Origin of the sequence: Nitrospira sp. KM1, from assembly GCF_011405515.1 — a bacterium.
Taxonomy (GTDB): Bacteria; Nitrospirota; Nitrospiria; order Nitrospirales; family Nitrospiraceae; genus Nitrospira_C.
The window spans coordinates 2,680,675-2,707,215 of record NZ_AP022671.1; the positions used below are offsets into that span (position 1 = coordinate 2,680,675).

The 26,541-nt window shown below is 56.2% G+C and carries 22 protein-coding genes, 2 tRNA genes and 1 other RNA gene; 14 read left to right on the top strand and 11 right to left on the bottom strand.

Annotated elements, in window-relative coordinates:
* The first annotated feature begins 371 nt into the window (after positions 1-371).
* Positions 372-1,250 carry a HEAT repeat domain-containing protein gene (locus W02_RS12475; RefSeq protein WP_232068534.1) on the top strand — a complete coding sequence of 293 codons (879 nt, stop codon included), beginning with the start codon at positions 372-374 and terminating at the stop codon, positions 1,248-1,250.
* Positions 1,251-1,346: 96 nt separating this feature from the next.
* On the opposite strand, the gene W02_RS12480 is transcribed toward W02_RS12475, so the two are convergent.
* From W02_RS12480 to W02_RS12495, 4 genes are all read right to left on the bottom strand, one after another.
* Entirely contained in the window at positions 1,347-2,570 is a 1,224-nt protein-coding gene (locus tag W02_RS12480) for an OmpA family protein (protein ID WP_173048181.1), read from the bottom strand.
* Between the two features lie 28 nt (positions 2,571-2,598).
* A complete protein-coding gene (mscL, locus tag W02_RS12485) occupies positions 2,599-3,027 on the bottom strand; it encodes a large conductance mechanosensitive channel protein MscL (RefSeq protein WP_173048183.1) in 429 nt (142 codons plus the stop codon).
* A 40-nt stretch (positions 3,028-3,067) separates the two neighbouring features.
* On the bottom strand, positions 3,068-4,192 hold the full coding sequence (locus tag W02_RS12490; RefSeq protein ID WP_173048185.1) for a YdiY family protein: 1,125 nt from the start codon (positions 4,190-4,192) through the stop codon (positions 3,068-3,070).
* A gap of 434 nt (positions 4,193-4,626) precedes the next feature.
* On the bottom strand, positions 4,627-6,732 hold the full coding sequence (locus W02_RS12495; RefSeq protein ID WP_173048187.1) for an AsmA family protein: 2,106 nt from the start codon (positions 6,730-6,732) through the stop codon (positions 4,627-4,629).
* 108 nt (positions 6,733-6,840) lie between these two features.
* Between W02_RS12495 and W02_RS12500 the strand changes: the two genes are divergently transcribed.
* The 6 genes from W02_RS12500 (at position 6,841) to W02_RS12525 (ending at position 10,526) form a co-directional block, all read left to right on the top strand.
* Positions 6,841-6,930 (top strand) — tRNA-Ser (locus tag W02_RS12500).
* A 109-nt stretch (positions 6,931-7,039) separates the two neighbouring features.
* Positions 7,040-7,139, top strand: an RNA gene (gene ffs / locus W02_RS12505) — signal recognition particle sRNA small type.
* Between the two features lie 96 nt (positions 7,140-7,235).
* Positions 7,236-9,050 (top strand): DNA polymerase III subunit gamma/tau, encoded by a 1,815-nt coding sequence (gene dnaX, locus W02_RS12510; RefSeq protein WP_173048189.1) that lies wholly within the window; start codon positions 7,236-7,238, stop codon positions 9,048-9,050.
* Positions 9,047-9,370, top strand: a complete 324-nt coding sequence (locus W02_RS12515; RefSeq protein ID WP_173048191.1) for a YbaB/EbfC family nucleoid-associated protein — start codon at positions 9,047-9,049, stop codon at positions 9,368-9,370. The genes dnaX and W02_RS12515 overlap by 4 nt, the downstream gene beginning before the upstream one ends.
* A gap of 2 nt (positions 9,371-9,372) precedes the next feature.
* Complete coding sequence (recR, locus tag W02_RS12520) at positions 9,373-9,975, top strand: recombination mediator RecR (RefSeq protein ID WP_173048193.1); 603 nt, start codon at positions 9,373-9,375, stop codon at positions 9,973-9,975.
* Between the two features lie 113 nt (positions 9,976-10,088).
* Positions 10,089-10,526 carry a TraR/DksA C4-type zinc finger protein gene (locus W02_RS12525; protein ID WP_173048195.1) on the top strand — a complete coding sequence of 146 codons (438 nt, stop codon included), beginning with the start codon at positions 10,089-10,091 and terminating at the stop codon, positions 10,524-10,526.
* Between the two features lie 74 nt (positions 10,527-10,600).
* On the opposite strand, the gene W02_RS12530 is transcribed toward W02_RS12525, so the two are convergent.
* The 3 genes from W02_RS12530 to W02_RS12540 all read right to left on the bottom strand — a co-directional run bounded on the left by W02_RS12530 (position 10,601) and on the right by W02_RS12540 (position 12,446).
* Positions 10,601-11,767 carry a tetratricopeptide repeat protein gene (locus W02_RS12530; RefSeq protein ID WP_173048197.1) on the bottom strand — a complete coding sequence of 389 codons (1,167 nt, stop codon included), beginning with the start codon at positions 11,765-11,767 and terminating at the stop codon, positions 10,601-10,603.
* A 110-nt stretch (positions 11,768-11,877) separates the two neighbouring features.
* Complete coding sequence (locus W02_RS12535) at positions 11,878-12,213, bottom strand: hypothetical protein (protein ID WP_173048199.1); 336 nt, start codon at positions 12,211-12,213, stop codon at positions 11,878-11,880.
* Between the two features lie 158 nt (positions 12,214-12,371).
* Positions 12,372-12,446, bottom strand: a tRNA-Val gene (locus W02_RS12540).
* A gap of 160 nt (positions 12,447-12,606) precedes the next feature.
* Between W02_RS12540 and trmFO the strand changes: the two genes are divergently transcribed.
* The 5 genes from trmFO to W02_RS12565 all read left to right on the top strand — a co-directional run bounded on the left by trmFO (position 12,607) and on the right by W02_RS12565 (position 17,419).
* A complete protein-coding gene (gene trmFO, locus W02_RS12545; protein WP_173048201.1) occupies positions 12,607-13,923 on the top strand; it encodes a methylenetetrahydrofolate--tRNA-(uracil(54)-C(5))-methyltransferase (FADH(2)-oxidizing) TrmFO in 1,317 nt (438 codons plus the stop codon).
* Positions 13,896-14,831, top strand: a complete 936-nt coding sequence (locus W02_RS12550; protein ID WP_173048203.1) for a tyrosine recombinase XerC — start codon at positions 13,896-13,898, stop codon at positions 14,829-14,831. Before trmFO ends, W02_RS12550 begins: the two co-directional genes overlap by 28 nt.
* Positions 14,832-14,915: 84 nt before the next feature.
* On the top strand, positions 14,916-15,812 hold the full coding sequence (gene argB / locus W02_RS12555) for an acetylglutamate kinase (RefSeq protein WP_173048205.1): 897 nt from the start codon (positions 14,916-14,918) through the stop codon (positions 15,810-15,812).
* 9 nt (positions 15,813-15,821) lie between these two features.
* Positions 15,822-16,694, top strand: coding sequence for a M28 family peptidase (locus W02_RS12560; protein WP_173048207.1), 873 nt, complete (start codon positions 15,822-15,824; stop codon positions 16,692-16,694).
* Complete coding sequence (locus W02_RS12565) at positions 16,694-17,419, top strand: hypothetical protein (RefSeq protein ID WP_173048209.1); 726 nt, start codon at positions 16,694-16,696, stop codon at positions 17,417-17,419. The genes W02_RS12560 and W02_RS12565 overlap by 1 nt, the downstream gene beginning before the upstream one ends.
* Here the strand turns inward: W02_RS12565 and W02_RS12570 are convergent.
* Positions 17,416-17,955 carry a gamma carbonic anhydrase family protein gene (locus W02_RS12570; protein ID WP_173048211.1) on the bottom strand — a complete coding sequence of 180 codons (540 nt, stop codon included), beginning with the start codon at positions 17,953-17,955 and terminating at the stop codon, positions 17,416-17,418. The two genes, W02_RS12565 and W02_RS12570, sit on opposite strands and share 4 nt — an antisense overlap.
* 84 nt (positions 17,956-18,039) lie before the next feature.
* Here W02_RS12570 and rimO point away from each other — a divergent pair, with 84 nt between their 5' ends.
* On the top strand, positions 18,040-19,506 hold the full coding sequence (rimO, locus tag W02_RS12575) for a 30S ribosomal protein S12 methylthiotransferase RimO (protein WP_173048213.1): 1,467 nt from the start codon (positions 18,040-18,042) through the stop codon (positions 19,504-19,506).
* A gap of 36 nt (positions 19,507-19,542) precedes the next feature.
* On the opposite strand, the gene W02_RS12580 is transcribed toward rimO, so the two are convergent.
* The 3 genes from W02_RS12580 to W02_RS12590 all read right to left on the bottom strand — a co-directional run bounded on the left by W02_RS12580 (position 19,543) and on the right by W02_RS12590 (position 23,385).
* The gene (locus tag W02_RS12580; protein ID WP_173048215.1) at positions 19,543-21,054 is read right to left on the bottom strand and encodes a DegQ family serine endoprotease; all 1,512 of its coding nucleotides are present in this window, start codon (positions 21,052-21,054) and stop codon (positions 19,543-19,545) included.
* Between the two features lie 100 nt (positions 21,055-21,154).
* Positions 21,155-22,558 (bottom strand): heavy metal sensor histidine kinase, encoded by a 1,404-nt coding sequence (locus tag W02_RS12585; RefSeq protein ID WP_173048217.1) that lies wholly within the window; start codon positions 22,556-22,558, stop codon positions 21,155-21,157.
* Between the two features lie 155 nt (positions 22,559-22,713).
* A complete protein-coding gene (locus tag W02_RS12590; RefSeq protein WP_173048219.1) occupies positions 22,714-23,385 on the bottom strand; it encodes a response regulator transcription factor in 672 nt (223 codons plus the stop codon).
* Between the two features lie 183 nt (positions 23,386-23,568).
* Between W02_RS12590 and gcvP the strand changes: the two genes are divergently transcribed.
* The gene (gene gcvP, locus W02_RS12595; RefSeq protein WP_173048221.1) at positions 23,569-26,454 is read left to right on the top strand and encodes an aminomethyl-transferring glycine dehydrogenase; all 2,886 of its coding nucleotides are present in this window, start codon (positions 23,569-23,571) and stop codon (positions 26,452-26,454) included.
* Positions 26,455-26,541: the final 87 nt, after the last annotated feature.

Consider the following 26,541-nt stretch of genomic DNA (forward strand, 5'->3'; position numbering starts at 1 on the left):
CGCTCTCTTCAAAGCCTCAGAAGAGTATCCGATCCCGTGCCGCGAAGGGAGATACGTGCGACCCTTGTGAGGAAGAATCTCCGGTAGCCTCTGTTTGTACGGCCCGTTATAATTAGAGAATCTTCTCATCTTCACTGCCTATTGCCGGAATGCTAGTGAGGAGGTGCACCATGCCCATGGCCCCGCGTTTGATCCTGGCGCTTGTCATCCTTGCCATCTATCCGATCCCTTCATCAGCATACCGCGATTATTTATCCGCAGAACAGAAGGCCAAACTTGAAGAGATTCGGTCTGTCCGTATTGACGCATTGGCATTGTCCGACAAGGGAGCTCTTGATGCGGCCCCACTCGCGGATGTCGCGGCGAAACGAATGGAGGAATTGGGATACATCGTTGTGCGGGATTCGGCCAAGCCGCATGACGCGGTCGTGAAGGTTAAGTGCGAACAACGAAAAACATGGGAGGGAACAACCGCAGCCGGCGGCGATGCCGATTTACCTGATGCCCCGTCCAGGCTTTGGAAAGGTCCCGCTTGTCAGCTCAGCTACCTGCTTGGCGACATGAGGATCAAATGGCAAAAGGAAGTCCGTACCGATTTCGAGGATTCCGATTCCGCCTCCCGAACTGCCAATGCTGGCGATCCCGGCGCCTATGCGATGACGAGCCTGGCGGAAAAGCTGAAACAATACGATTTCCCTATTCTGCTGGCAGCCGAATGGGGACAGCCAGATCGCCTACTGAAGCTTTTGGAGGCGTCGGACACACCACAGACTCGGAAAATTAGGATCATCGCCTTATTGGGGGAGATGCAGGCGGATGAGGCGTTACCAAAATTAAAAGAGGCTCTGAAAGACAAGGATTTGTCCAAGCAGGCTGCGGTGGCTTTGGGCAGTATGGGGAAAGACGGGATTCCCATTCTGATCGATATCCTGAAACACTCCAAGCAACCTGATTTGCAGGCAGCGGCTGCGAAAGGTCTTGGCGATTTAGGTAATACCCACAATGATCCGTCTGTTGTGCCTCCTCTTCTTGAGATGCTGGATGCTCCAGGCGTGGATATTCGGGTGCAAACAGAAGTCGCCTGGGCCCTAGGCCGCGTCCCAGATCGGCGTTCCGTCCAACCACTGTTCGATCTAGACAAGAAATTACAAAAGATACGTCAGGATCCGCCCGATCCCTTGGTCAAGAAGCTCAAGGAGGCCGTTTTTTGGGCCATCAAACAGGTATACACGGAAGATCAATATAGTTGATCACGACGAAAGACCGTCAGGTGTATTGAGGCTCCTGGACCGGCACGATATGCGTGGCGCCCCCGGGCGCCACGGCAGTAGCATCAGAAAAGAGAACTACTTGGTAACGCGTATCTCGACCCGTCTGTTTTGCGCACGGCCTGCGTCGGTTGAGTTCGGACCCACCGGGCGGCTATCGGCATACCCGCTGGTCGCAGCGCCCGGTAGACCGCCCTCACCCAGCGCTTTGGCGGCATTCGCTGCGCGTGCTTCCGACAGCTCCTGGTTGCTTGGAAATCTTTTCTTAAGAGAGCTCCGAATAGGCCGGTTGTCCGTGTGCCCTTCGACTGCCACCTTGTATTCCGGATATTCTTTCAGAATAGCTCCCACTTGTTTGAGCGCCTCAGCACCGGCAGGCTTCAGCTCATCTTCGCCCGAGCCGAATAGATAGCCCGAAGCGAGGTTGATCAACAGACGTTCATTATTGAGATCGACAGCAATGTTGTTCTTGTCAATTTGAGGTCGAAGCGCACGAACCAGCCCGCGTTGGGCTTCCCTCAATTTGGACATTTCTGTCGAGAGATCACCACGGAGACCCGCCAATTCTTTGTCCCGAGCAGCCAGATCCTGCTCGCGACCGGCGAGCTGCTTTTCGAGGTCTGCCACACGTTGTTTGGTCGACGCCAGCTCGGCGGACAGGCGATCCTTATCGGCCCCTGCCCCCTGGGCCGAAGCAAGTTGAGATTCCAACTCAGTGATACGCTGTTTCGCAGCGGCCAACTCCGATGCGCACTTCTCCTTGTCCGCTCCGCCCGCCTGCAACAGCGCCACCTGTGATTGTGCAGCCGCAAGCTCGGCCGCCAGACGCTCCTTATCTCCTAGGCCGGACTGGGCTCCCGCGAGATCCGATGCCAGGCGGTCTTTATCGCCGGATGCAGCCGCCAGCTGGCGCTCAAGGTCAGCATTGCGGGATCTCGCCTGATCCAGGTCGCTCTGCATCCGTGATGAATCTCCTGCGCTCGAGCGAAGCGAGTTCAATTCACGGTCGCGATCGGCCATCTGGCCTTCCAACGCATTGACGCGGTTCGTCAAGGCGCCGTTGTCAGTCTGCGAGGCCGCCAAATCATCCGATAGCCGTCGACGCTCTTTTTCCAGCGCTGCATTGCGTGCGCCGAGATCGTCGGCGGCTTTTGAGGCATCCAGCTTATTGCGATTGCGATATTCATATCCACCGTCGCAACAGACCGCCTCCTTGAGCGTCTCAATTCTCTTTCCAGTGCAACCCGTGAAGAGGCCGAACATCATCGCGCCGAGCATGGCAAGATTGAGGACCTTCCACATGACGTGTTCCTCCAGTATAAGTGATCATTCAGACAGCAGACGTACAGTGTGCACAACGCGTCGCCCGAATCGGGATCGTGGACAAACATTGGGGGCAATCCTTCGTGGTCGGGGGACCCGGCTGTGGGTCTTTCTTCAGTCGGTTGATTTGCTTCACGAGGAGGAAGATCACAAACGCGATGATTAAGAAGTCGAAGACGGTCTGCAGGAAGACTCCGTAATTCACAGTCGGGACACCCGCCGCTTTGGCCGCTGCGAGCGATGGTTGTGGAGAGCCGGACAGATTAAGGAACAGGCTGGAAAAATCGACCTTTCCCATCAAGAGCCCGATCGGCGGCATCAGCACATCACTGACCAGCGACGAGACGATTTTCCCGAAAGCGCCTCCGATGATGACACCGATGGCCATGTCGAGGACGTTGCCCTTCATGGCAAACTCTTTAAATTCTTTGAGCATGGTCACCCTCCTCGCTTAGATTTGATGCACTCGCGCGAGCCTACGTGCGTTTGCGCGACGTGTCGAAGCTATACCCTAACGTCAAGAGGTACAAATTATCCGTGTCGGTCGTGCCCGCCGCGGGTCGGCTGTTATAGCGAAGGGTCCACTGAAAACCTGTGACAAAACCTGCGACAATCTTGAACCGTACGCCGGTGTCCGCCGTGATGTAATAGTCTTTCGAATTTTGTATCGACGGAAATCCTTCTTGAAAGTGATAAATCGCCACACGATCGTCCAAGAAGGGCCAATTGAATTTGATCGACCAGCGACCGCGGAACGAGGTCTTATCGTTCGCGACGTTAAAATCCTCATTGAAATAGGCTAGACCCGCTTCGGCGTACAGCGTCATATCTTTCAACCAGGGGCTGTCATAATCGTTCCGGTCGATGAACTGATAACCGGGGCCTGACGAGAGAGCGGTGCGGAGCTTGAGATCCTGAAACGTATCTTGTTCGAAGTACGAAGATGCGAACCAATAGAAACGCTTCGTCACGAAGAAATCGAGTTTGATCGTGCCGCGGCTGTTGCGTACGAGCAGTTGTCCGTTATCATCGCCGTAGATGTAGCGACCCAGAAGTGTCAACCGCAGCGATTCGCTCCGTCCGATAAACTCGCCGATCAGACTTCCGTTGCGAAGGTGGCTGTTGCCCGCGGCCTGTGAATATCCTCCCTGAAGGCTGCCTGTGTAGATGACGGGCGGCTGGATCAGGGGATTCACCGAATCCACTGACTGGAGTGGCACGGCAATCGTACCTTGAAGAGGTTCCACCTTCACGTTTAGGACGCCTTCCGGTTCTGATACAGCGGTTCCAACGATCACCGAGCCTTCCTTCAAATGAAACGGGAGCGGGTGAGTGAGGTTGAGCTTGGCGACTTCACTCCAGTTCACCTTCAGATACTTGTCTGGACTGGCCGCAGTGCTGATGTGAAGGACGCCGGCGCTCATTTCGATGATCTCGCCATAGATGACACTTCCGTCTTTGAGCGTCACGCTGTCGGGAACGGAAGTCGCCTGTTGAGCCGTTGCAGGGGTAACTGGGTCGGCCCCCATCACAGGGTCAGAGAGTATGAGGCACCATACAGCTGTGACCGCCATGCACACCGACCAAACGGACCGCTTCATTACCAATACCTCCTTCGGATCAGTTCGCTTAAGGATGTGACGCACGACCTGTGGATTTGCGTCGTTATCACATCTCCAAGTGAATTTCCCGGTTCAGGTGTATAACTCACACGGAAGATCACTTCAAGGCTGGAGAAACGAAAACATGTTGCACACAATGAGGCAAGCTCGATGCCGGAGGATGTTACGTAAGTAACATACATTTGTCACTGTAGGCGCAGCCCTACAGAGCCGGATTCGTGTTATAAAACATCCGCGCTTTTAGCAAGGCGACAGCGTCTGAGAACAGATTGTTCCCAGTTTGGATCAAGAAATTGAGCGACAAAGGAGCGGCCGATTCATCGGAGGAATTGAATATGGCGGTGATATCGAGAGGTTTCACCCGTTGAGTTTGTCAAGAAGTGTGTACGGACAAGCCGTGCCCCAATAGAATTCTAGCGACCAAGCAAGTCGTTCAGTAGATCCCTTCCTTCCCGCTCCAGATCACGCGGAGTTTTAGTTCCATCCAGCAAGCCTTTTACTGCTTCCTTGGCTTTATCCTGAACCTGTTCCTGAATTTTTCCGGTAAGATCCTTCAAATCAATCCCGTAGGATGGATTTTGGACTGTTCCGGTGACGAATAGTGGAAGTCGCAGCCGCCCGTCTTTGAGCGCAATCTTCACCAGAGGGGAAGACTGAGTCAATTTCCGGCTGACAGTCTGGGACAAGTTTAGATTGAGGACCAGATTGAGCGTTTGATCCAATCCGACCGTCCCTCGGCCTACCGCCTGAAAGTCGTGACTATCCATAAAAAGTTTTTGCACCCGGACGACCCCTCCTTTGAGTGCAAGATCGCTTTCCAAAGTGGAAAAGACCGTGGCGCGCGCGGATGCGGGGGAGACCCCGGCGGCTTTGAACAATTCGGCCAACTCATCCACGAGGTTGACCCCTTCGATCCTTCCATTTTTCACGTCAACGTGACCCGTACCGGTTAAAGCTTTGGTCGACTCCGGAATCGAAAACCCCTGTCCCGCGACGGCAAGATTCATGGCTGCTGTCCCCGACAAGGATACCGGGCTATCGGGATGCAGACTCTTCAGTGCGGGGGAAAGCTGCATTCCCTTCATTGTCATGTTTCCCGTAAATGGAGGAGCGGCAAGGCCGGTGGTGACCGAACCTTGCGCTGAGGTTTGCCCTTCGAGGAAGCGGACGGTCAGACCACTCAGCTTGATTTCTCTCCCTTTCATTTCCAAGGTGGCCCGAAGGTCTTGCAGATCGACCGGTTGAACAAAGGGTGTCTTCACGGGGAGATCACTGGTCTTGACCGTAGGCGAAGAAATCAACACTTTCGCTTGTCCTTCTCGAACCGTTCCCTTGACGGAGATTGCCGATGCTCCGGTCAGCACTCCGAATCGCAGATCGGAAACATCGGCGATCTCAAGAGGTGCCGCCGCATTCTTGATCGGGAGTTTAGCAGCGGCTGCCAGGTGGAAATCCTTGATGGCAGCCGGTTTGGTCAGTGGCAATTCAACCGGGATATCCGCGGTATCGATAGATGCTGCTGATGCAGTGATTTGAGCCGTGCCTCCGAGCATCGTCCCCTTGATAGTGACGAGAGATTGTCCTACGGCTACAGCCAGGCTGAGGTTTTGGATGTGTACCGATTCCATGGCGGAAACTCCCTGCCTGACGGGGTAGGGCGCGGTCACCTCTACAAGAAAGTCCTTGATCTCCACCGGCTTGGTCACAGGTAGTTGAATCGGCAGGTCTGCGGACTTTATCGAAGGGGAAGAAAGTCGTGCATTCAATTGTTGGTTCACAAGTTTGCCGGTAAGAGTGGCGGACATGTTTCCGGCACGCAGATCGAATGCATACCGTTCGATCTCGGGTCTTTCGGCGAGTGGCCCCAAAGTCCCGTCGATACGTACCGCAAGATTGGAAGGCAGAATGGTGGCTTCAGCATGGACGGCGGGCATGCTGCCGAGATGAACGGACGTGAGCGATACATTGAGATCCTGCAACTGATGTTCACTCACGGTCTGTGAAGAAAGATCGCGATAGATCAACATTCCGTGCTCGATGGTGACGCGGTCAACGGCGAGCAGCGCCAATGCCTGTAATGGATTGCCGGATGGTTCAGGCGGAACTGTCGGAGATGAGGGTTGTGGATGGCCGCTGCCTCCGATGGTCGATACGTTTAGAATGCCGGAAGAGCTCTTGATCACGGTGATGACGGGGTCGCGAAGCGTGATCGCCTCGATTTCAACAGTTCCGCTGAATAGCGGCAGGAGTTTGACCCCGATATCCAGAGAGCTGAGAGAAGCAAACGAGCCGTTGCCGAATGCCGGATCTTCCAGAACGGTAAATCCGGCAATCCGAGCACCTACTTGCGGCCAAAGAGTCAGACGAGCCTTCTGCAGTTGAATTTTCCGGTTCAGCGCTTCTTCCACCAGCGGCTTGTAGTGGTCTTGATAGTCGGCGAGGTCAACCAGGAACGGAAGCGTAAGGATGGCCACAACGATGAGGCCCAAGAATAGGAGTAGGCCAATGAAGAGTTTCATTTCAAGGATCTCTCACGGCAGTATAGGAAAGCGATACCAACTGGTCAAACCCTCACCTTGCCGCTCCTGGGAGCGCATGTTAAGATCCGCCATTCAAAAAATCGCTGCGGAGAGGTGCGAGAGTGGACGAATCGACATGCTTGGAAAGCATGCGTCCCGGCAACGGGACCGTGGGTTCGAATCCCACCCTCTCCGCCATAAGGTGTTTGATGCGAGGCCGTGTGCGCCAGCTGATGCAGCCGGATTGCTATTGCATCTTGTAGATCGTCATATCAGGCAGTTGGGTACGGAGTCGAGGTTATTTAGGGGCTGGGCCCTGTGCAACGGAACCCTGTGAACCCCGCCAGGTCCGGAAGGAAGCAACGGTAAACAGATCGTTTTGGGTGCCGCAGGATCACCTGGCCCCGCTAACGGAGATCAAACAACTACAACCTATCCGATTGTGTTCCGGGGTCCATATGCATGGGCCTGGCTGAGCGGATGGAGCTCTCTGCGGAATATTGATGGACTATCAGGTCTCAGCAAGAAAATATCGCCCCGGCACCTTCGACGACGTGATCGGTCAGGGACACGTCGTGCAGACGCTCGTCAACTCGATTACGACCAAGCGAATTGCGCAGGCCTATCTTTTTTCCGGGACTCGGGGCGTCGGGAAGACCACCATCGCGCGCATTCTGGCCAAAGCGCTCAACTGCGAGCAGGGACCGACCGGCACGCCCTGCGCCGCCTGTTCCAACTGTCTTGAAATCGCTCAAGGAACATCTGTAGACGTCATCGAGATCGACGGCGCATCCAATACGAGCGTTGATGATGTGCGGGAAATTCGGGAGAACGTAAAATTCACTCCCTTCCGAGGCTCGTATCGGGTCTACATCATCGACGAAGTGCATATGCTCTCGAATTCCGCTTTCAATGCCCTGCTCAAGACATTGGAGGAGCCGCCGCCGCACGTCGTCTTCATCTTTGCGACGACGGAGATTCATAAGATCCCCGCGACGATTCTGTCGCGATGCCAACACTATAACTTTCGACGTATCGCACGGCAGGAGATCATCGAACGGCTTCGCCATGTGGCTCGACAGGAAGATATCACGATAGAGGAGCGAAGTTTGACGGCGCTTGCCAGAGCCAGCGAAGGCAGCATGCGAGATGCACTGAGCTTACTGGATCAGGCGATCGCGTTTGGCGGCAAGACGATTGTCCATGCCGATCTCGAGGCGCTATTGGGAGCCGTTCCCCAGGAACTCCTTCGGGTGATGATCCAGGCCATTACCGCCCAAGACAGCGCAGAGGCGCTGGACGTGCTCGCCCAACTATTGGATCAGGGGCACGATCTCCGAGCCTATTGCGCGGAGGTGGTCGAGTATGTGCGGAACATGCTGGTCATAGCCGTGACGGCTCAGCAGGACTGGCCGCGGTTGATCGAAGCGTCGCCGGACGATCTTGCGCAGATTGCGGCTGATCGAGGAGCACTCACTCCGGAGCAGCTTCAGCAACTGTTTACTCTTTTCACTCAGGCTGAAGACGCATTGAGATTGAGCGCGCATCCCAGGTTCGTTTTGGAAACTGCCGCTGTGCGTGCTACCAGGCTGCTCCGGCTTTCCGAGGCGACTCCGGTACATCGAGAGCGGCCAGCTTCCGGGCCGCCTCCTCAACCCACGAAGGCTTCGCCGGACAAGACAAAGAATACGTCGGCCGAGCGACCATCAACTTCCGTCGCTTCGAGAACCGATTCCCGGCCTGCCACACCGCCTCCAGCAGGTCCCTCCGTTGGTCACTCCGAATCACGAAAGGCCCCGGTTCCGGCTGCCGACGAGAAGGTGGAAAACAAAGGATTGGAGACAGCGAGCGAGCAGAATGACCGACGGGTTGCATCCGCGCCGGTGCGCGCGCAGGCGGCGGTACTCAATTGGGAACAACTTCAAGATGAAGTGGCCCACAATCATCCCAATATCGCTCCATTTTTAGAAATGGGTCGGTTTGTGGGTATCGAGGGGAATGTCGTGACGGTCGGCTTCGCCAAACAGGCCATGACGGCCAGGAGTCTGTTGGAAAAACCAGACAACATGCACGTTCTGACATCGCTGTGCGAACGGCTGAGCGGTCAGCCCGTAAAGCTTCGGATCGTCGAATTATCCGACAATCATCCGCCGGGTCCGACGATGGCGCAGATACGGGCGGCGAAAGAACAAGAACAAAAGGTGGTGCTGTTCGAGCAAGCACGAGCCCATCCCGTCGTCAAGCAGGCGCTGGAGATGTTCGGAGCCGAGCTTGCCGATGTGAGGGCGGTGTCGCACCAGAAGGGAGTAGAGGAATGAAAAATCCATTTGGAAATATGGCCAACGTGATGAAACAGGCCCAGGCCATGCAGGCCCAGATGGCCAAAATCCAGGAAGAGGCGGCCAGCAAGACCGTCACCGGTTCCGCAGGCGGCGGTACGGTCACTGTGACCGCCAATGGAGCCATGGACCTGGTGAGCATCGTCATTGATCCCGAGGTGGTGAAAAGCGGTGATGTCGACATGTTGCAGGATGTCGTCCTGGCAGCATCCAACGATGCGCTTCGAAAGGCCCGTCAAATGATGGCCGATGAAATGAAGGCCGTGACGGGCGGCATGAATCTACCCGGCTTGTTCTGACGATGGCCGTCGACCAACAGGGACTCTTGCCGCGTCTCGTGCGGGAACTCGTTCGGTTACCCGGTATAGGACAGAAGACCGCCCAGCGGCTGGCGTTTCACGTGCTCAAGGCCGAGCGAGAGGATGCGTTGCGTCTGGCGGATGCGATCCGTGCGGTGAAGGACGGGCTGACGTTCTGTCAGCAGTGCCGGAACATTGCGGAAGGCCCGTTGTGCGAATTGTGCCTGGATCCCAAACGCGACAGAAGAAAGATTTTGGTGGTAGAAGAACCCAGTACCCTCTATGCAGTCGAACGGGCGGCAGGATATCGTGGGCTCTACCATGTGTTGCTCGGCGCGCTTTCTCCCCTCGATGGCATAGGCCCTTCCGATATCCGCGCCGAAGAGCTCATTGATCGTGTCAGGCTTGGAGGGGTCGAGGAGGTGATCGTGGCGACCAATCCGACGATCGAAGGGGAAGCGACCGCGATCTATCTGACAAATCAGCTAAAGCCGTTAGGCGTGCGTGTGTCCAGGATAGCCTATGGAATTCCCGTTGGGATGGATATCGAGTATGCGGACGAAGTGACGTTGCTGAAATCCATAGAGGGACGTCGCGACCTTTAAGGGGAAGTGAAGTCTATCGTAACAAAAGCCGCCAGTCCCATTGACCGCATTTCGGCGCGGCTGTTATAGTTCGATCCTTATTCGATCCCGTGTTCAGGATTGGCTGGAAAAGGATGAAGGCACGATCGTCAGCCAAACGCCCCTCGGTTTCTGCCCCACGGTCCGTCTCAACCCGGAGTCGCCCCAAGTCACAGTCAGGACGAGAAAAATACGGTCCCATCCGTCGTGATCTTCAGCGTCAGCGCAAAGCCATTCTTGATGAAGCCGGGGAAGGCATTACGAAGCGAGATCGGCAGGAGGCATTTCCCGACGTAAGTGATCAAGCCTCCGCCGAGGTGGATCAGAATTTCACGATGCGCATCAGGGAGCGCGAGCAGAAGCTCTTGAAGAAAATCGATGAGGCGCTCGAGCGGATGGACAAGAAGACCTATGGCATTTGCGAACGCTGTGAAGAAGAAATCCCTTATCCTCGATTGAAAGCCCGCCCAGTGACCACACTCTGCATCGAATGTAAGACCGTGCAGGAACAAGAAGAGAAAATACGCCGCTAGGGGCTTCTTCGATCTGTCCCCATCCTCCTGTTGAAGATAGCTATGGCGAGCAGGTTGCTCAGCCTATCGCGTGACTAGTGTTTGAGCGCTTTGACGCGTTGCTGAACGAGAGCGATGCGATCGGCTTCCTCGGGGATGCCTTCGACAATGGCCAGGTAGGTTTCATATTCATTGAGCGCGCGTTTTTGATCCGTCGGTTCGACCATTTCCGCCAGGTTGAAGCGGGCGAGAGCATAGTTGGGTTTTAGCAGCACGGCTTTTTCAAATGCAGCCTGAGCGGCGGCTTTGTCACCCAGCTTCTGATAGACGGTCCCTAGATTGTTGAGCGTCTCGGGCGTGTTGGGACGAATGGTTAATGACTGCATCATTTCGGCCTTCGCTTTTTCGTACTGCCCGAGTCCGAACAAGGCTTGACCGTACTTGTGATGCGCTTCGGCAAGCCACACCTTGTTGGTAAACCCGCTGGCAATGGATTTCTGATACGCATCGGCGGCGATGGCATAGTCTTGGGATCCACAATACGCCAATTGTGCCGTCTGTCCTCTGGCAAATTGCTGGAGTGACGGGAACGGTTCCTTGTCTTCTCCTCCCTGACTGTCGATCTGCTGGCCCGGTTTCGGACCATTCGGCATACGCAATCGATTCAAAAATTCCCGACGGTAGGGAGAGAATAATCGAACAAAGGGGTCCGGCGCCATGGAGGCCTGGAGCAAAACCGGTTCGTCCTTGGGTCCAATGATCATATATTGCGTTGTGGTTTTCTCATCTCCCGTTTCGTACAAGGCTGTGGAATCCATGTCGGCCTTGGTCGCGAGATTGGCCACATTTAAATAGAACTCCATGCTCGGTTTCAGCATGGTCAAGGTGTGTCGAAGCACGGGGTATGGCTTCAAATCGAGTCCCGAAGAAAATGTAAACAACGCTCCGACGAGCCAGCCGTCCTCGGTGAAGAAATAAGATTCGTCTCCCTTGGAAGGACTGCGGTCGGCAGGAATGACCAATTCCTGTCCTGTTCCCCAGCTCTTGGTTTGGAGGGATGAAGCAGGATGTTGCTGCAGAAAATCTTTCTTGCGATCACAGAGGTGAGAGGATTTGAGCAACAGCAGGTCGGTTTCTGAAGGGGGAAGGTTCGGGGGCCGAGGATTCGGCGTTTCACATGCTGCAAGTGCAGCGATCAGCGTGATGGTCAGAAGCCGCAGAACGCAGACTCGGGTGCTCGAAGGTCTGATCTTTGGAAACATCGTGGATGCGAGAATACAGAATCGTTCCGAAGTTTGCCAGTAGCCAAACAGAAACGCCCGCCTCTCCGTGCAAAGAGAGGCGGGCGTCTTAATCGAAAGGCAGAATATGGCTAGCGTCGCTGACTATCCAACATCGAATCTTCGCTGGTATAGCCGAACAGATAAGGCATCTTGCTACTCAACGTATACAATGGACGATTGATCCCATAATCAAGTCCTTGTCCGACGGGGTGTGAGACGAATGCCACCCAGCGAAGTGGATGGTCGTTCAGCGCAGCGCCTGCTGCGACGTCGGTGTACACGAGCGAGGTGCTGTCCATCACCGTATAAATGCTGGCCGGGGCGATGTAATCACCGTCCGCATCTACGGTTTGTTGTTTGGCCGTCGAACATCCGGCCAATCCCCCCACCAAGAGAATTCCCAACAGCACGGCATGAATCTTCATGTTGACCTCACATATCCCGAGCATCATGACCGACTGACGTATTCCAAACTGAATGAAGTCTAGCCGACCTCCAGGAATCTGTCCAGGATTCGAGCGTTCTCTACCGCTTAGGTTCTATGATAAATGGAGGTATTGAGTCGCTTCCGACGGGGGGAATATGGTGGGCGATACAGGTATCGAACCTGTGGCCTCTTCCGTGTGAAGGAAGCGCTCTGCCACTGAGCTAATCGCCCAACCGGGGCGAGTCTAGCACGGGGTTCTCCAACAGATCAATTTGAGGAACATGGAGTTTCACGCCGGCGAAACGCAGGCGTGGTGGGCAGTTCCTTGACTCTCCCAAAAGTGATTTCTACAATGCAATTTCCTGCACAGGATAGATCTGGATCGGATTTCATGCGAACAGACATCGTCATCATCGGAGGGGGCCTTGCCGGTTCTGAGGCGGCGTGGCAGGCGGCCAATCGCGGCGCCAAGGTGACCCTCTACGAAATGCGTCCGAAGTCGATGACGGCGGCACATAAAACGGGGGGCCTGGGAGAACTGGTCTGCTCTAATTCTTTAGGGTCCTCGGATCCAATCACGGCGCCAGGTCTCTTGAAGGAAGAGATGCGGAAGCTCGGTTCACTCGTCATCCGGGCGGCCGAGCAGGCCAGGGTGCCTGCCGGTTCCGCATTAGCGGTCGATCGTGATCAATTCTCTTCTATGATCAGCCAATCTCTTCAGGCACATCCCAATGTACGAATTCTTCATGACGAGATCACGGAGATTCCTAGTGACTGCGTCTGCATCGTGGCGACCGGTCCGTTGACTTCCGATAAGCTTTCCCAGGCAATCGCCGGGCTGACACAGTCGAACCATTTATTCTTTTATGACGCCATCTCCCCGATTATCGACGCCGATTCCATCGACATGGATGTGGCATTCCGCGCTTCACGGTATGGAAAGGGAGAGGATGATTACCTGAACTGCCCCATGGACGAATCAACGTACACTCGATTTTATGAAGCGCTGCTCGCAGCAGAGAAAGTTCTGCCAAAAGAGTTCGAGAAGATTCCTTATTTCGAAGCGTGCCTTCCGATTGAAGTCATGGCCGAGCGGGGAAAACACACGATGCAGTTCGGGCCATTGAAGCCCGTCGGCCTGGAAGATCCCCGGTCGGGCCGGCGGCCGCATGCGGTCGTCCAACTGCGGACCGAAAATGCGCATCGGTCGTGTTACAACATCGTTGGCTTTCAAACAAAGTTGACCTATGGAGAGCAAAAACGAGTTTTCCGCATGATTCCAGGTTTGGAGGGTGCGGAGTTCCTGCGGTACGGCAGCTTGCACCGCAACACGTTCATCAATTCTCCGCAGTTGCTGCACACTACATTACAGTTCAAGAGTCGAAATACCCTGTTCTTTGCCGGGCAACTCGTCGGCGTGGAAGGGTATACCGATTCCGCTGCCATGGGAGGGCTGGCAGGTATCAATGCCGCCCGGTGCCTTGCGGGTCTACCTCCCGTAGCGCCTCCTCCCACCACCGCCCATGGCTGTCTTCTGGCCTATATCACCTCCACGGATCCCTGCCGCTTTCAACCGATGAATTCGAATTTTGGGTTGTTCCCGCCCCTCTCTTCGCCTGTTCGGGACAAAGAGCGCAAACGCCGTTTGATCGTGGAGCGTGCACTTAAGGACCATGCCGCATGGATGACGCAATCCGGGCTTTCCTAAGGTTTCTGGCCACAGAACGCGGTGCATCCTCCGAGACCATACGCAGCTACAGGTCGGATCTCAGGCAATTCCACGGTTTTGTGAGACGTCATCAAACGACAATGGCAGTTGATCCGGCCTCGATTACGATTGACGCCGTGCGGGCGTATCTCCAATGGCTCGATCAGAAAAGAGAGAAGCGCACCACCATTGCGAGGAAAGTCGCTTGTCTCAGAAGTTTCTATCGCTGTTTGTTCCGAGAAGGCATCGTTGGCCACGATCCCCTCGAAGACCTCCGAGGACCCAAACAGGGTAAACCGCTCCCGCGTGTATTGACGAAAGATGAAGCGGTGGCCTTGGTGACGTGCCCTGACGTTCGCCAACCATTCGGACTGCGGGATCGGGCCATCCTCGAAACGCTCTATTCGACCGGCGCGAGAGTCAGCGAGCTCGTCTCTCTCAATACCGATGACCTTGCCTCGACCGGATTGGTACGATTGAAAGGGAAAGGACGCAGGGAACGAATCGTTCCCATCGGACAGGTTGCCGTCGAAGCGATACGCGCATATCGAGAATCCCTGCCACGTGCCAGTCCTCCGGGACATCACGACCCAATGTTTATGAATCATCGCGGAGGGCGGTTGACGTCTAGAAGCGTCGCAAGGATGGTGGCCCGCTATTCCGATCGATTGACCGGAGGTTCCGCCAGTCCGCATACGTTGCGGCACTCCTTCGCCACGCATCTGTTGGACGAAGGCGCGGATTTACGGGCGATACAAGAAATGCTCGGTCACGCATCCCTCGGCACAACTCAGAAATACACCCATGTGGCGATGGCTCAGCTTCTGGCGGTATACGATCAATCCCATCCCCGGGCCGGCCGTATGACGAGCGGGCGAGCCGCTCGAACGGGGAAACGGCCGGCGTGATTCGCATTCCACGCTAGGTCTCCGCCCGTCGTCATGGTATGGTAGCGCCAATCTCCAACGACTCCATGTTGCGGGGACCGGACGATGAATAAGCTCATCAAGAAAGCGAACGTCCTGATCGAGGCGCTGCCCTACATCCGAACGTTTCGCGGCAAGACCATCGTCATCAAATATGGTGGAAACGCCATGACCGAATCGTCCCTGAAAGAACGGTTCGCGCAGGACATCGTGCTCCTCAAGTACGTCGGCATCAATCCGGTCATCGTTCATGGTGGTGGTCCTCAGATCGATGAAATGCTGGATCGGCTCGGCATCGAATCGACGTTCCTCCACGGGGTTCGCGTTACCAACGAAGCCACGATGGAAGTCGTCGAAATGGTTTTGGCGGGCAAGATCAATATGGAGATTACGGATCTCATTAACCGGCACGGCGGAAGCGCCGTGGGTTTGAGCGGAAAGGATGGCGGGCTCATTCTCAGCAAACCGTTGACGGCAAAAGCTTGGGCCGAAAGCTTGGAGCGTGACTTCGATGAAGAGGATGGAGAACACGATTTCGGATTCGTCGGGGACATCGACAAAGTGGATCCGAGCTTGCTGCACAGACTTCAGGAAGATCATTACATTCCGGTCATCGCGCCCATTGGGACTGATCGGGAAGGCACGACCTACAACATCAATGCGGACTTGGTGGCCGGGGCGATCGCCGGTGCGTTACAGGCGGAGAAGTTGGTCATGATGACCGACATCAAGGGTATCCGGGATGCCAAGGGACGGCATCTCTCGACCGTGTCCCGCAAGGATGTTCAACGCATGGTCAAGAAGGGCACGATCACGGAAGGGATGCTCCCGAAGGTGCACGCCTGTCTTGATGCTCTCGAGGACGGCGTGGGAAAAGCCCATATCATCGACGGCCGAATGCCGCACGCCATTCTTCTTGAAGTGTTCACGCGCAAAGGCATCGGCACCGAGATTACATCATAAATTCCTGCCGTGTCCGATCAGCATCTTCGCATACGCCGGCATCTTCGAACCTTCGCGGGTGAACGTCACCCTGACACGTCCGCCGGATCGCTTCAGCAAGCGGCGCGATATATGGCAAGCGTCTTCACCCGGTCCGGTTGGGTCACCACGATGCGCCCCTTTCGGTCCGGGAGGCAGAACTATCACAACGTGGTGGCAGTCAGGAATCCGGCGCGTGGAAGACAAGCTCAGCAGGCGGCTCCACTTCTTATCGGCGCACACTATGACACGGTCACGGGATCTCCGGGAGCTGACGATAATGCGAGTGGGCTGACGGTGCTGTTGGAGGTTGCCCATCGGATGGCAGCGAAGGAACTCGTCCGTCCGATATGGCTCGCAGCATTTTGTCTGGAAGAAGAGGGCCTCGTAGGGAGTCGCGCCTTTGCCGCCGAACTTTCGAGGTCCGGCCAACCGCTGCATGGGGCGATCATTCTGGAGTGTGTTGGATATGCCAGCCAGGAAGCCGGCTCCCAACGGACGCCTCCCGGCGTACCCATTGCCGTGCCGACGGTCGGCAATTTTCTCGCGCTCATCGGCAACGAATCGTCACGGCTGCTTCTTGGGGATGTTCTATCCTGCGCCAAACAGACGGTTCCGCAGTTACCGGTTGTTCCGCTGTTGGTTCCAGGCCGCGGGGAAGCCCTGCCGGATGTTCGCCGGAGCGACCATGCGGCCTTTTGGGATGCCGGGTTTTCTGCCATCATGCTCACGGATACGGCCAACTTTAGAAATCCTCATTATCATACAGTCACCGATACGATGGACACGCTGGATCTTTCGTTTCTCGAGCACGTCATCGATCTGATCTGTGCCTGCGCCAATGGTCCGGCGGTGGCAGGCTGATGGGAAAGTCGCGACCACGAGTCAGTTCCTGCACGCGCGCGACCATCGGGAGAGTGTTTCAACGACTCGAATTCCGTACGCTGGGTCGCGTGTACTGTTATGAAGGTGGAGACGGCTTCTGGCGGACAAAGCGTGAACCTGCTCGCCGCCTGGGTACTCGAATCGCCGCCGCGCTCAGCCATGAGCTGTCGATAGGAGGACGAAGTCTGTATGTCGGGGCCGGAGTCGCTGAAATTCCGGCTCTTCTGATGGAGACCGTGGATCTCCAGCGGCGCGTGCACCCGTTCAATCTTCGGCGTCTCGAAGTCGGCTCGCTTAACAGAGCGTGTCAGGGAACCCCAGTGAGATTCGTCACTCGGGATGCGGCGACGGCGGCAGGCCCCTTCGATCATCTCTGGATCGTCAGCGTATTGAACGATCCGGAACGCTTTCCGGATCTGGCGCCGCTATCCTACGGCCGCGCTGATCCTGTGACGTTTGATCCGAAGCGATTTTCCATCCAGCGCAGAACGGTTCAAAGCCTGGTCGATCGCTGCATGCCCAAGCTGTCGCGCCCGGGGCTCGTAACGACGTCTACCGAAGAGGTCGTCTGGATTGCCGACTGGTGTCACCGGCACGGCATTCCGTATTTGGTCGGGCGGAAACAATTCCCCACTGCTCTCGTGGGAGATCCCATCTGCTTCATCCATGTTGGAATGCCCAAGAAGTCCGGCCGAATGCATTAGAGGCGAAAGCCGGTGCGTCCGGTCGACGCCCCCCCGAGATATTGGCCTGCGTATTTCACATAATTGCCGGCGGACTCTTTGATCCAATCCAGCTCGTCGGCCGTGACCGGTCGCTTGACCTTGGCTGGAGAACCCAATACGAGGCTTCTAGGAGGGACCGCGGTTCCTTCAGTGATCAGTGCCCCTGCTCCTACGACTGAATCCTCTCCGATAATGGCACCGTCCATGATGATGGCCCCCATGCCGATCAATACTCGATCGTGAACGGTACATCCGTGGAGGATGACACTGTGTCCGATCGTGACCTCGTTTCCGATGACGAGCGGATGCGTGTCATGGGTCACATGAAGCATGCAGAGGTCCTGCACGTTGGTGCGCGCTCCGATGCGGATGGAATTGACGTCGCCGCGGATGACAGCGTGAAACCACACGCTGCAGTGCTCGCCCATCACCACGTCCCCAATGACGATTCCAGTATCTTCGATGAAGCACGATGGGGGGATGGTGGGCGTTATGCCTTGAAAGGTCCGTATCATGGGGCAAACCATATTGGATTGCCTTCGGCTTTCGCAAGCGCTCATTTGACACGGTTTTTCACACTCCCGTAGACTGGCCCTCGTATGGGTCACCCATTGATCACTCCCCGGCGTGCCGGGACGAAGCGGGCGAGTACGAAAAAAGGCGCAACGACGAAGATCGGGTTCGTCAATTTGGGGTGCTCCAAAAACCAGGTTGACTCCGAGGTGATGCTCGGCACGCTCGTCAACGAGGGGTTCGAACTGACGGGAGATCCCAAAAAGGCGGAAGTGGTCATCATCAATACGTGCGGGTTTATCGAGGAGGCCAAGCAGGAATCGATCGATGCGATTCTGGAACATGGTCGATTGAAGAAGGATGGGATCTGTCGCGTCCTGATCGCCGCCGGATGTCTGGCCCAACGATATCAGGGTGAGCTACTCAAGGAATTGCCTGAATTGGACGGCGTCGTCGGGACCGGAGAATTCGGAAACATTGCCGACATTTGCCGGGATTTGCTTTCTTCCAAGAGACACCCTCGACGTCTCTGGATCAGCCAGCCTCCGTATCTGTATGACGAGATGGCCCCTCGAATGAGACTCGGAAGACACCACAGTGCCTACATCAAGATTGCCGAAGGGTGCAATCGGAACTGCGCGTTTTGCGCGATTCCCCTCATGAGAGGGAAACAACGGAGCCGTTCAATCGAGTCCATTGTGGGAGAAGCTCGGCGTCTGGCGGGCGAGGGCGTAAAAGAGATCAATCTGATTTCCCAGGACACGGTGAACTACGGCGTCGATCTTGGCTTGCGTCACGGCCTTGCCTCGCTGCTGCGCGAGCTGGTGAAGGTCAAAGCGCTTCATTGGATCAGGCCGTTCTATCTCTATCCGCAACAAGTCACGGATGAACTCCTCGATCTCTATGCGGGAGAGGAGCGGATCACCAAGTATATCGATATGCCGCTCCAGCACATCAGTGACCGGATGTTGAAGCGAATGCATCGTCTTGGCGACCGGCATGCGATCGAGCGATTGGTCGAGCGCATCCGGGAGCGGATTCCCGGCGTGTTCTTTCGAACAGCGTTCATTGTCGGGTTTCCTGGCGAAACAGATCAAGACTTCGAAGAACTTGCACGCTATGTGGGTGATGCCCAGTTCGATCGCGTCGCCGCCTTCCTGTATTCAGACGAGGAACAGACGCCGGCGGCGAGTCTTGATGCGAAGATCGATCGGTCGGTGATGCACGCGCGCCGGAACGAGCTGTTGAGTGTGCAGGAGGAAATTGCTTCCGCAAAGAATCGAGCCTACATCGGTACCACGCTTGAAGTATTGATTGACGGCCGCTCGGAAGAGTCGGAATACTTGCTTGAAGGCCGTCACCAACGACTGGCCCCTGAGATCGACGGGGTGGTCTATATTAATGATGGGATGGCCGGCGCCGGCACGCTGGTTCATGTCGAGGTGACGGACGCCGCAATGTACGATCTGGTCGGCCGAGTAGCGGGTGCTCATGGGAATGCTCCTTCCGTTTCAAAACATGTGTTGACCGGAAAGACCGGAGGCTATCGATGACGACCGCCTCCGGTCTGGACTCCGCGTAAGCCCTCGTTACACCTTCGCGCTCAAAAAAAGTGCGCTGCCGCGTCTGGTAATCAGGATCAGCACATTCTCCCCCTTTTTGACGCTGGAAGATGCCTTTTCAAAATCCTTGACGGATTTGACGGGCTGCCGGTTGATTTCCCGGATCACGTCTCCCGCCATCAGTCCCGCTTTTTCGGCACCGCTGTCAGGGTCCACGTTGGTCACCACCACACCAGCGGACTTGGCGTTCATGCCCAACTCCTTCGCGGTTTCCCGATCGAGATCCTGAACCGCGACACCGGCGAACGCGAAATCCTTTTCGCCGCTGTCGACCTTGGCCACTTTGGTGGTATCCGGCTGTTCGCCGATCGTGATCGTGAAATCTTTTTCATGACCGTCGCGCATCACCTTGACCGGCACGTGAGCTCCTACGGCGGTGCGTGTGACCATCCGCTGCAAGGCGACCGCGTCTTCAACGGAGGATCCCTGATAGGAAACGATGATGTCTCCCTGCTTGAGACCTCCTCGCTCGGCCGGGCTATCCTCCCTCACATCGCTGACCAAGGCGCCCTTGGTTTGCTTCATGCCGAAGGACTTCGCCAAATCCTGGTTGAGATCCTGGATCCCGATACCGAGGAACCCGCGAACCACCTTGCCGTTCTTCACCAGGCTCTCATAAATCGGTCTGCTCATACTCGTGGGGACAGCGAATCCCACGCCTTGGTACCCACCGGTCTGAGAAAAGATGGCCGTATTGATGCCGACCAATTCCCCTTTGGTGTTCACGAGCGCTCCGCCGGAGTTTCCCGGATTGATGGCGGCGTCGGTCTGTATGAAATCCTCGTATTGGGTAATGCCCATGCGGCCTCGTCCGAGAGCGCTCACGATGCCGAGCGTCACGGTCGAATTCAAACCGAACGGATTTCCCACGGCAAGGACGTACTCTCCAACCTGAAGCTTCGATGCATCACCCCAAGCCACGCTCGGCAGACGATCTCCTTCGATCTTGACCACGGCCAGATCGGTCTTCGGATCGGTTCCCACGATCTTGCCTGTGAACTCGCGCTTGTCCGGAAGGGTAACAGACACATCTTTGGCCCCGTCGATCACATGATTGTTGGTCAGAATATATCCGTCCGAAGAGATGATCACGCCGGATCCCTGTCCGCCACCGCGGTGTCCGCGCGGTTCCCCGGGGCCCTGCGGCCCGCGGAATCCTTTCGGACCGAACGGCCCGTTGGGCCCGCCGAAAAACTCCTCCATACGGTCGCGCATGTCGCCCCGGCCGCTACGGTCTTCCGACACTTTGTCGGCAGCGACGGTTGTAATATTGACGACCGCAGGAGTCACGGCCTTCGCCACTTCGGTAAATCCCTGCGATGACGCGGCAGCCAGAGGGGCCAGGACGGCCGGACTCTCCGCTGTCTGCGTGTTCGAAGCGTGAGACGGAGTCAGCGATCGGCCACCCCACAGCAGGACCGCGCTCAGTGCAGCCATCCCGATAACCGGGCCAACGGTTCGACGAACGACGTGATTCATGATGCCCTCCTTGAAAAACGACGTGTGAGAATCAGACTGGCGATAGAGGAGAGCGTAACAACGAGCGATGAGAGGACCATTAGGGAGGAATTAAAAGATCTTAAGACTGGCGCGGGGAAAGCGGGAGCGTCACCGTGAAGGTCGAACCTTTTCCGATCTCGCTGTGCACCTCGATGCGGCCATGGTGAGAATCGGCGATCCAGCTGCAGATGGCGAGACCCAGACCCGTCCCTTTCTTGGTGTGCGCTCGCGCGTCGTCCGTTCGGTAGAAGCGGTCAAAGATTCTTGGCTGTTCTTCGGGCGAGATCCCGATTCCCTGATCGGCGACGGAGATCTTGGCCTGAGTGGAACTCGTTGCCAGTGCAATATGGACCGAGCCGCCCGGCCTCGAATACTTCACGGCGTTATCGACGAGGTTGAGAAACAATTCCCGCAGGCGCAGTTCATCGCCGAGCACGGTCGCCGGCGACATGAGACCCACGACGACTTGAATGCCCCGCTCCTGCCCGAGCAATGCCGCCTGCCGGTGAATATCTTCGAGGAGGCTCTCAAGCTTGACCGGGAGATGCTCCATCTTGACCTCCCCCATGTCCGCCCGGGAAAGAAAGAGAAGCTCATCGACGATCCGTGTCATGCGGTCGATCTCTTCGAGATTGCTTTCCAGCACGGTCGTGTAATCCCCCGCTTCACGAGGACGTCTCAGGGCCAATTCCGTTTCGCCCTTCATGACCGTCAGCGGAGTTCGCAGCTCGTGCGACGCATCGCTGCTGAATTGCCGGATTTGACGAAAGGAGATCTCAAGCCGGGCGATCATGTTATTGAACGTTTCCGCGAGGCGGCCGATTTCGTCTGCAGAAGCCGGAGCATTCAATCGCTGCGTCAGATCGCCTCCGGCGATCCGTTGGGCCGCCAACGTAATCGCGTCGACGGGGCGCAATGCGCGCCCCGCAAGAAACCATCCCCCCGCGAGGGATACGGCCACTGCCAGCGGAATGGCGACCAACAGGACGAGCAAGAGACGGTTGAGTGTATGCTCGACGGATTCCATGGAGGTGCCGACCTGAACGATATACAGCAGATTTCCCCGATATATGATCGGCACGGATATCAACCTTAGGGGGGGCTCCTTGGGATATTTGGCCGATTCGAAGATCGTTCGACCGGAAAAGGCCACTTCCAGCGCCTGACGGCTCAAGGGGAGTTCATGCTGTTTAACGTTGGGGGACCGGATGGTGATGGTGCCGGACGGGCTGAAGATCTGAAAAAATTTGTCGATGCGGGCGAGCTCTGGAAATTGTGACATCAATTCATTTTCGTCGATCAACGGCAGGAACCCTCGTTGTTCGAGAGACCGGACGGCTGCCGCCGCGGTGTCTCCCAACGATTGATCCAACTCATCGCGGAGATCTCGAGAGGTGATAAGGTAGAGCACGGTAGAAAAGGTGACGAGAATCAGCGCGAGCGCGCTGCCGTACCACAGCGTGAGCCGAAGACGCAGCGGCATCAGCGATCCTCGGGCGGGAACACTCTGCTTTCCGTGCCCGTGAGGGACGGGCCTGGGAGACCGCTCTGATGAAGGGTCTGGAATCTGCAGGCAGATGAAACGAACACCCGATGAAAGGGGGGCAGGGAGATACCGGGAAGGATGTGCCGCATGCGCTAGTCGGCTTTCAACATATAGCCGCTTCCACGAATCGTATGGATAAGCTTCTTCGTGTGACCTCGGTCGATCTTGTTTCTGAGATAATTCACATAGACGTCTATGACGTTGGTAAACGTATCAAAATCTTGATTCCAGACATGCTCCGAGATCATGGGGCGGGTCAGAACCCTTCCTGAATGACGCATCAGGTATTCCAAGAGCGCATATTCCTTCAGCGTCAGATCGATGCGTTGCCCTCCGCGAGCCACTTCACGCGTGGCCGGGTTCAAAACGAGATCGTCAATCTGCAGGACGCCCGGGCTGTCGGTTGCGCCACGGCGCAGAAGTGCGCGAATGCGAGCCAGCAGTTCATCGATCGCGAACGGTTTGGTCAGATAGTCATCCGCCCCAGCGTCAAGACCTTTGACTCGCTGGTCGACCTGTGACTGGGCGGTGAGAATCAGGATAGGAGTCTGAATTCGTTCGCGGCGAATGTTTTTTACGATCTCAAGACCGGACAGGGATGGGAGCATCAGATCCACGATAACCGAATCATAGTTGGTGGCCAGGGCCATCTCCAAGCCCTTGGCCCCGTCTTCGCACAGGTCCACCGCGTAGCTCTCCTCCTCAAGCGCTCGCTTGATAAAGCAGCCGACCTTGGTTTCGTCTTCAATGACCAGAATACGCATTAGGAATGCATGATTATAGCAAACCCTCTGGTCCGTAGTTCCAGAGTAAATTGTGCCCCGACGATCGGATGCCGCTCCCTCTGGGCATGACGAACTTTGCTTGGAGAATTGAGGGCTGACATGGTAATCTTCTGTCGTTCAAGGACGAGCGCTGATCACACATTCATAACCTGATTACCTGCCATGGCCATTCCCGAATTCATGAATTCGACGGATTCTTTTATCAACCGACATCTCGGGGTGACCGATGCCGACCAACGCGAAATGCTGGCCATTCTCGGGGCACAATCTCTTCAGGCTCTGAGTGATGCCACGATACCAGCCGACATTCAATTGAAGCGTGAGCTGGATCTGCCACCGCATCGAAGTGAACAAACGGTGCTGCACGATTTACAGGCGTTAGCTGCGGAGAACCGAGTCTATCGGTCCCTGATCGGCATGGGCTATTACCAATGCGTCACTCCCGCTGTCATACAACGGAATATTCTGGAAAACCCAGGATGGTACACCCAGTACACGCCGTATCAGGCTGAGATCGCCCAAGGCCGGCTTGAAGCCCTCGTGAATTTCCAAACCATGGTGGCGGAGTTGACCGGGCTGCCACTGGCCAACTCCTCGCTTCTCGATGAAGCCACGGCGGCGGCGGAAGCCATGGCGATGTGTCTGTCCGTGGCCCGGAGCCTGGGACAGGAACGAACGGAATTTTTCATCTCACAAGATTGTCACCCCCAGACAGTGGGGGTTATGCAGACCAGAGCCGAACCACTCGGCCTGACTGTGCATGTCGGGAGGACGGCGGCGATCGACTTCGGCAATCCAAAATTGAGCGGAATCATGTTGCAGTATCCGGCCACCGACGGGTATGTCGGAGATTACAGTTCTCTGGTGAGCCGCGCCCATGAGGCCGGAGTCATCGTAGTGGTCGCGACGGACCTGTTGGCGTTGACGTTGCTGCGTCCTCCCGGTGAATTCGGAGCGGATATTGCGATCGGATCCAGCCAGCGATTTGGTGTGCCACTCGGATTCGGCGGTCCTCACGCGGCATTTATCGCTTGCAAAGAAGAATATAAGAGGCAGTTACCGGGCCGGATCGTCGGCGTTTCCAAGGATAAGACCGGACGCAGGGCGTATCGACTGTCCCTTCAGACTCGCGAGCAGCATATCCGGCGGGAGAAAGCGACAAGTAATATCTGTACCGCTCAAGTGCTGCTGGCGATCATGGCAAGCATGTATGCGATCTACCATGGCCCGGAGGGGTTGCAGCGAATTGCCCGCCGGATTCACGGATTGGCCATGGTGTTGGCTGCAGGGCTCCGTCAATTAGGATTCGAGATCCGGAATGAAGTATTTTTCGACACCCTGAGGGTGACATTGACGAAATACCAGGCTGACCAAGTACTGGTTCGAGCTGATGAGCAGGGAATGAATTTGAGACGGTTTGGTGACGATTCCATCGGCGTGGCATTGGATGAAGTGAGCAGTGAAAAGGAGGTCCGGTCCATTTTGGAGGTCTTTGTCGGACACAATCGGCTGCCCTTTGCGCTGAGCGACCTTGCCGAGACGGGACAACAGACATTCACGGAAGGCGTCGCCAGGACGAGCCCCTATTTGACGCACGAGGTCTTCAACCGATATCACGCTGAACATGAGATGCTCCGATATCTTCATCGGCTTCAATCACGGGACCTTTCTCTTACCCATTCCATGATCCCGCTTGGTTCTTGCACGATGAAACTGAACGCGACGACTGAGATGCTGCCGATCACGTGGCCGGAATTTTCACGCCTTCATCCATTCGCGCCTGTCGAACAAACAAAAGGTTATTTGGAATTGTTCAGGCAGTTGGAGGGCTGGCTGGCCGAGATTACAGGATTCGCAGCCGTGTCCCTGCAACCGAACGCCGGTTCTCAAGGAGAGTACGCCGGCCTAATGGTCATTCGCGCTTTTCATCGGAACCACGGAGAATTCCATCGTGATATCTGTCTGATTCCCGTCTCGGCGCATGGGACGAATCCGGCGAGTGCGGCCATGGTGGGGATGACCGTGGTGCCCGTGGCATGCGATAAGCAGGGGAATGTGGATCTGATCGACCTGGAGGCTAAAGCGGCGCAGCATCGCGAGCGGCTGGCGGCGCTGATGCTGACGTATCCCTCCACGCATGGGGTGTTTGAACCTGGCGTGCGTCGGATCTGTCAGATCGTGCACACGCATGGCGGACAGGTGTACATGGATGGGGCGAATATGAATGCGCAGGTCGGACTATGTCGTCCGGGTGATATTGGGGCCGACGTGTGCCATCTCAATTTGCATAAGACGTTCTGCATCCCTCATGGTGGCGGCGGTCCAGGCATGGGACCGATTGCAGTCGCTCGGCACCTCGCGCCGTTCCTTCCCGGCCACCCGGTTGCAGGATCGAGCAATCAGGATGCGATCGGACCCGTATCCGCGGCTCCCTATGGGAGCCCGAGTATTCTGACGATTCCCTGGGTGTATATCGCCTTGATGGGACGGGACGGACTCACCAAGGCCACACAGGTAGCCATTCTCAACGCGAACTACATGGCGAAACGGTTGGAGAAGCACTATTCCATCTTGTATACGGGTGCTCAAGGGTTTGTCGCCCATGAGTTCATCCTCGATCTGCGTGAGTTCAAAGACAGTGCCGGCATTGAGGTGATGGATGTGGCAAAACGCCTGATGGATTACGGATTCCATGCCCCGACGGTCTCGTTTCCCGTTGCCGGTACTCTGATGATCGAACCGACGGAGAGTGAATCAAAGGCCGAACTCGACCGGTTCTGTGAGGCCATGATCTTAATTCGTGCCGAGATTCAAGACGTCATCGACAACCGACAGCCACGGGCAGGCAACTTGCTCAAGAATGCTCCCCATACCGCTGAAACAGCGACGGCCACGCAATGGGACCGTCCGTATACCCGTGAACAAGCCGTATATCCGGCGCCCTGGGTGAAAGACCGTAAGTTCTGGCCTCATGTTGGCCGGATCGATGAGGCCTTCGGCGACCGCAATCTCATGTGCACCTGTCCGCCGATGGATACCTACCAATAAGCTCCGGCGCGGCCCTCATTCGTTCAGGGTCGCACCGTCAGACTTGCTCCTCGATTCAAGCTCACAGTAAAGTCTCTTTTGAGACTT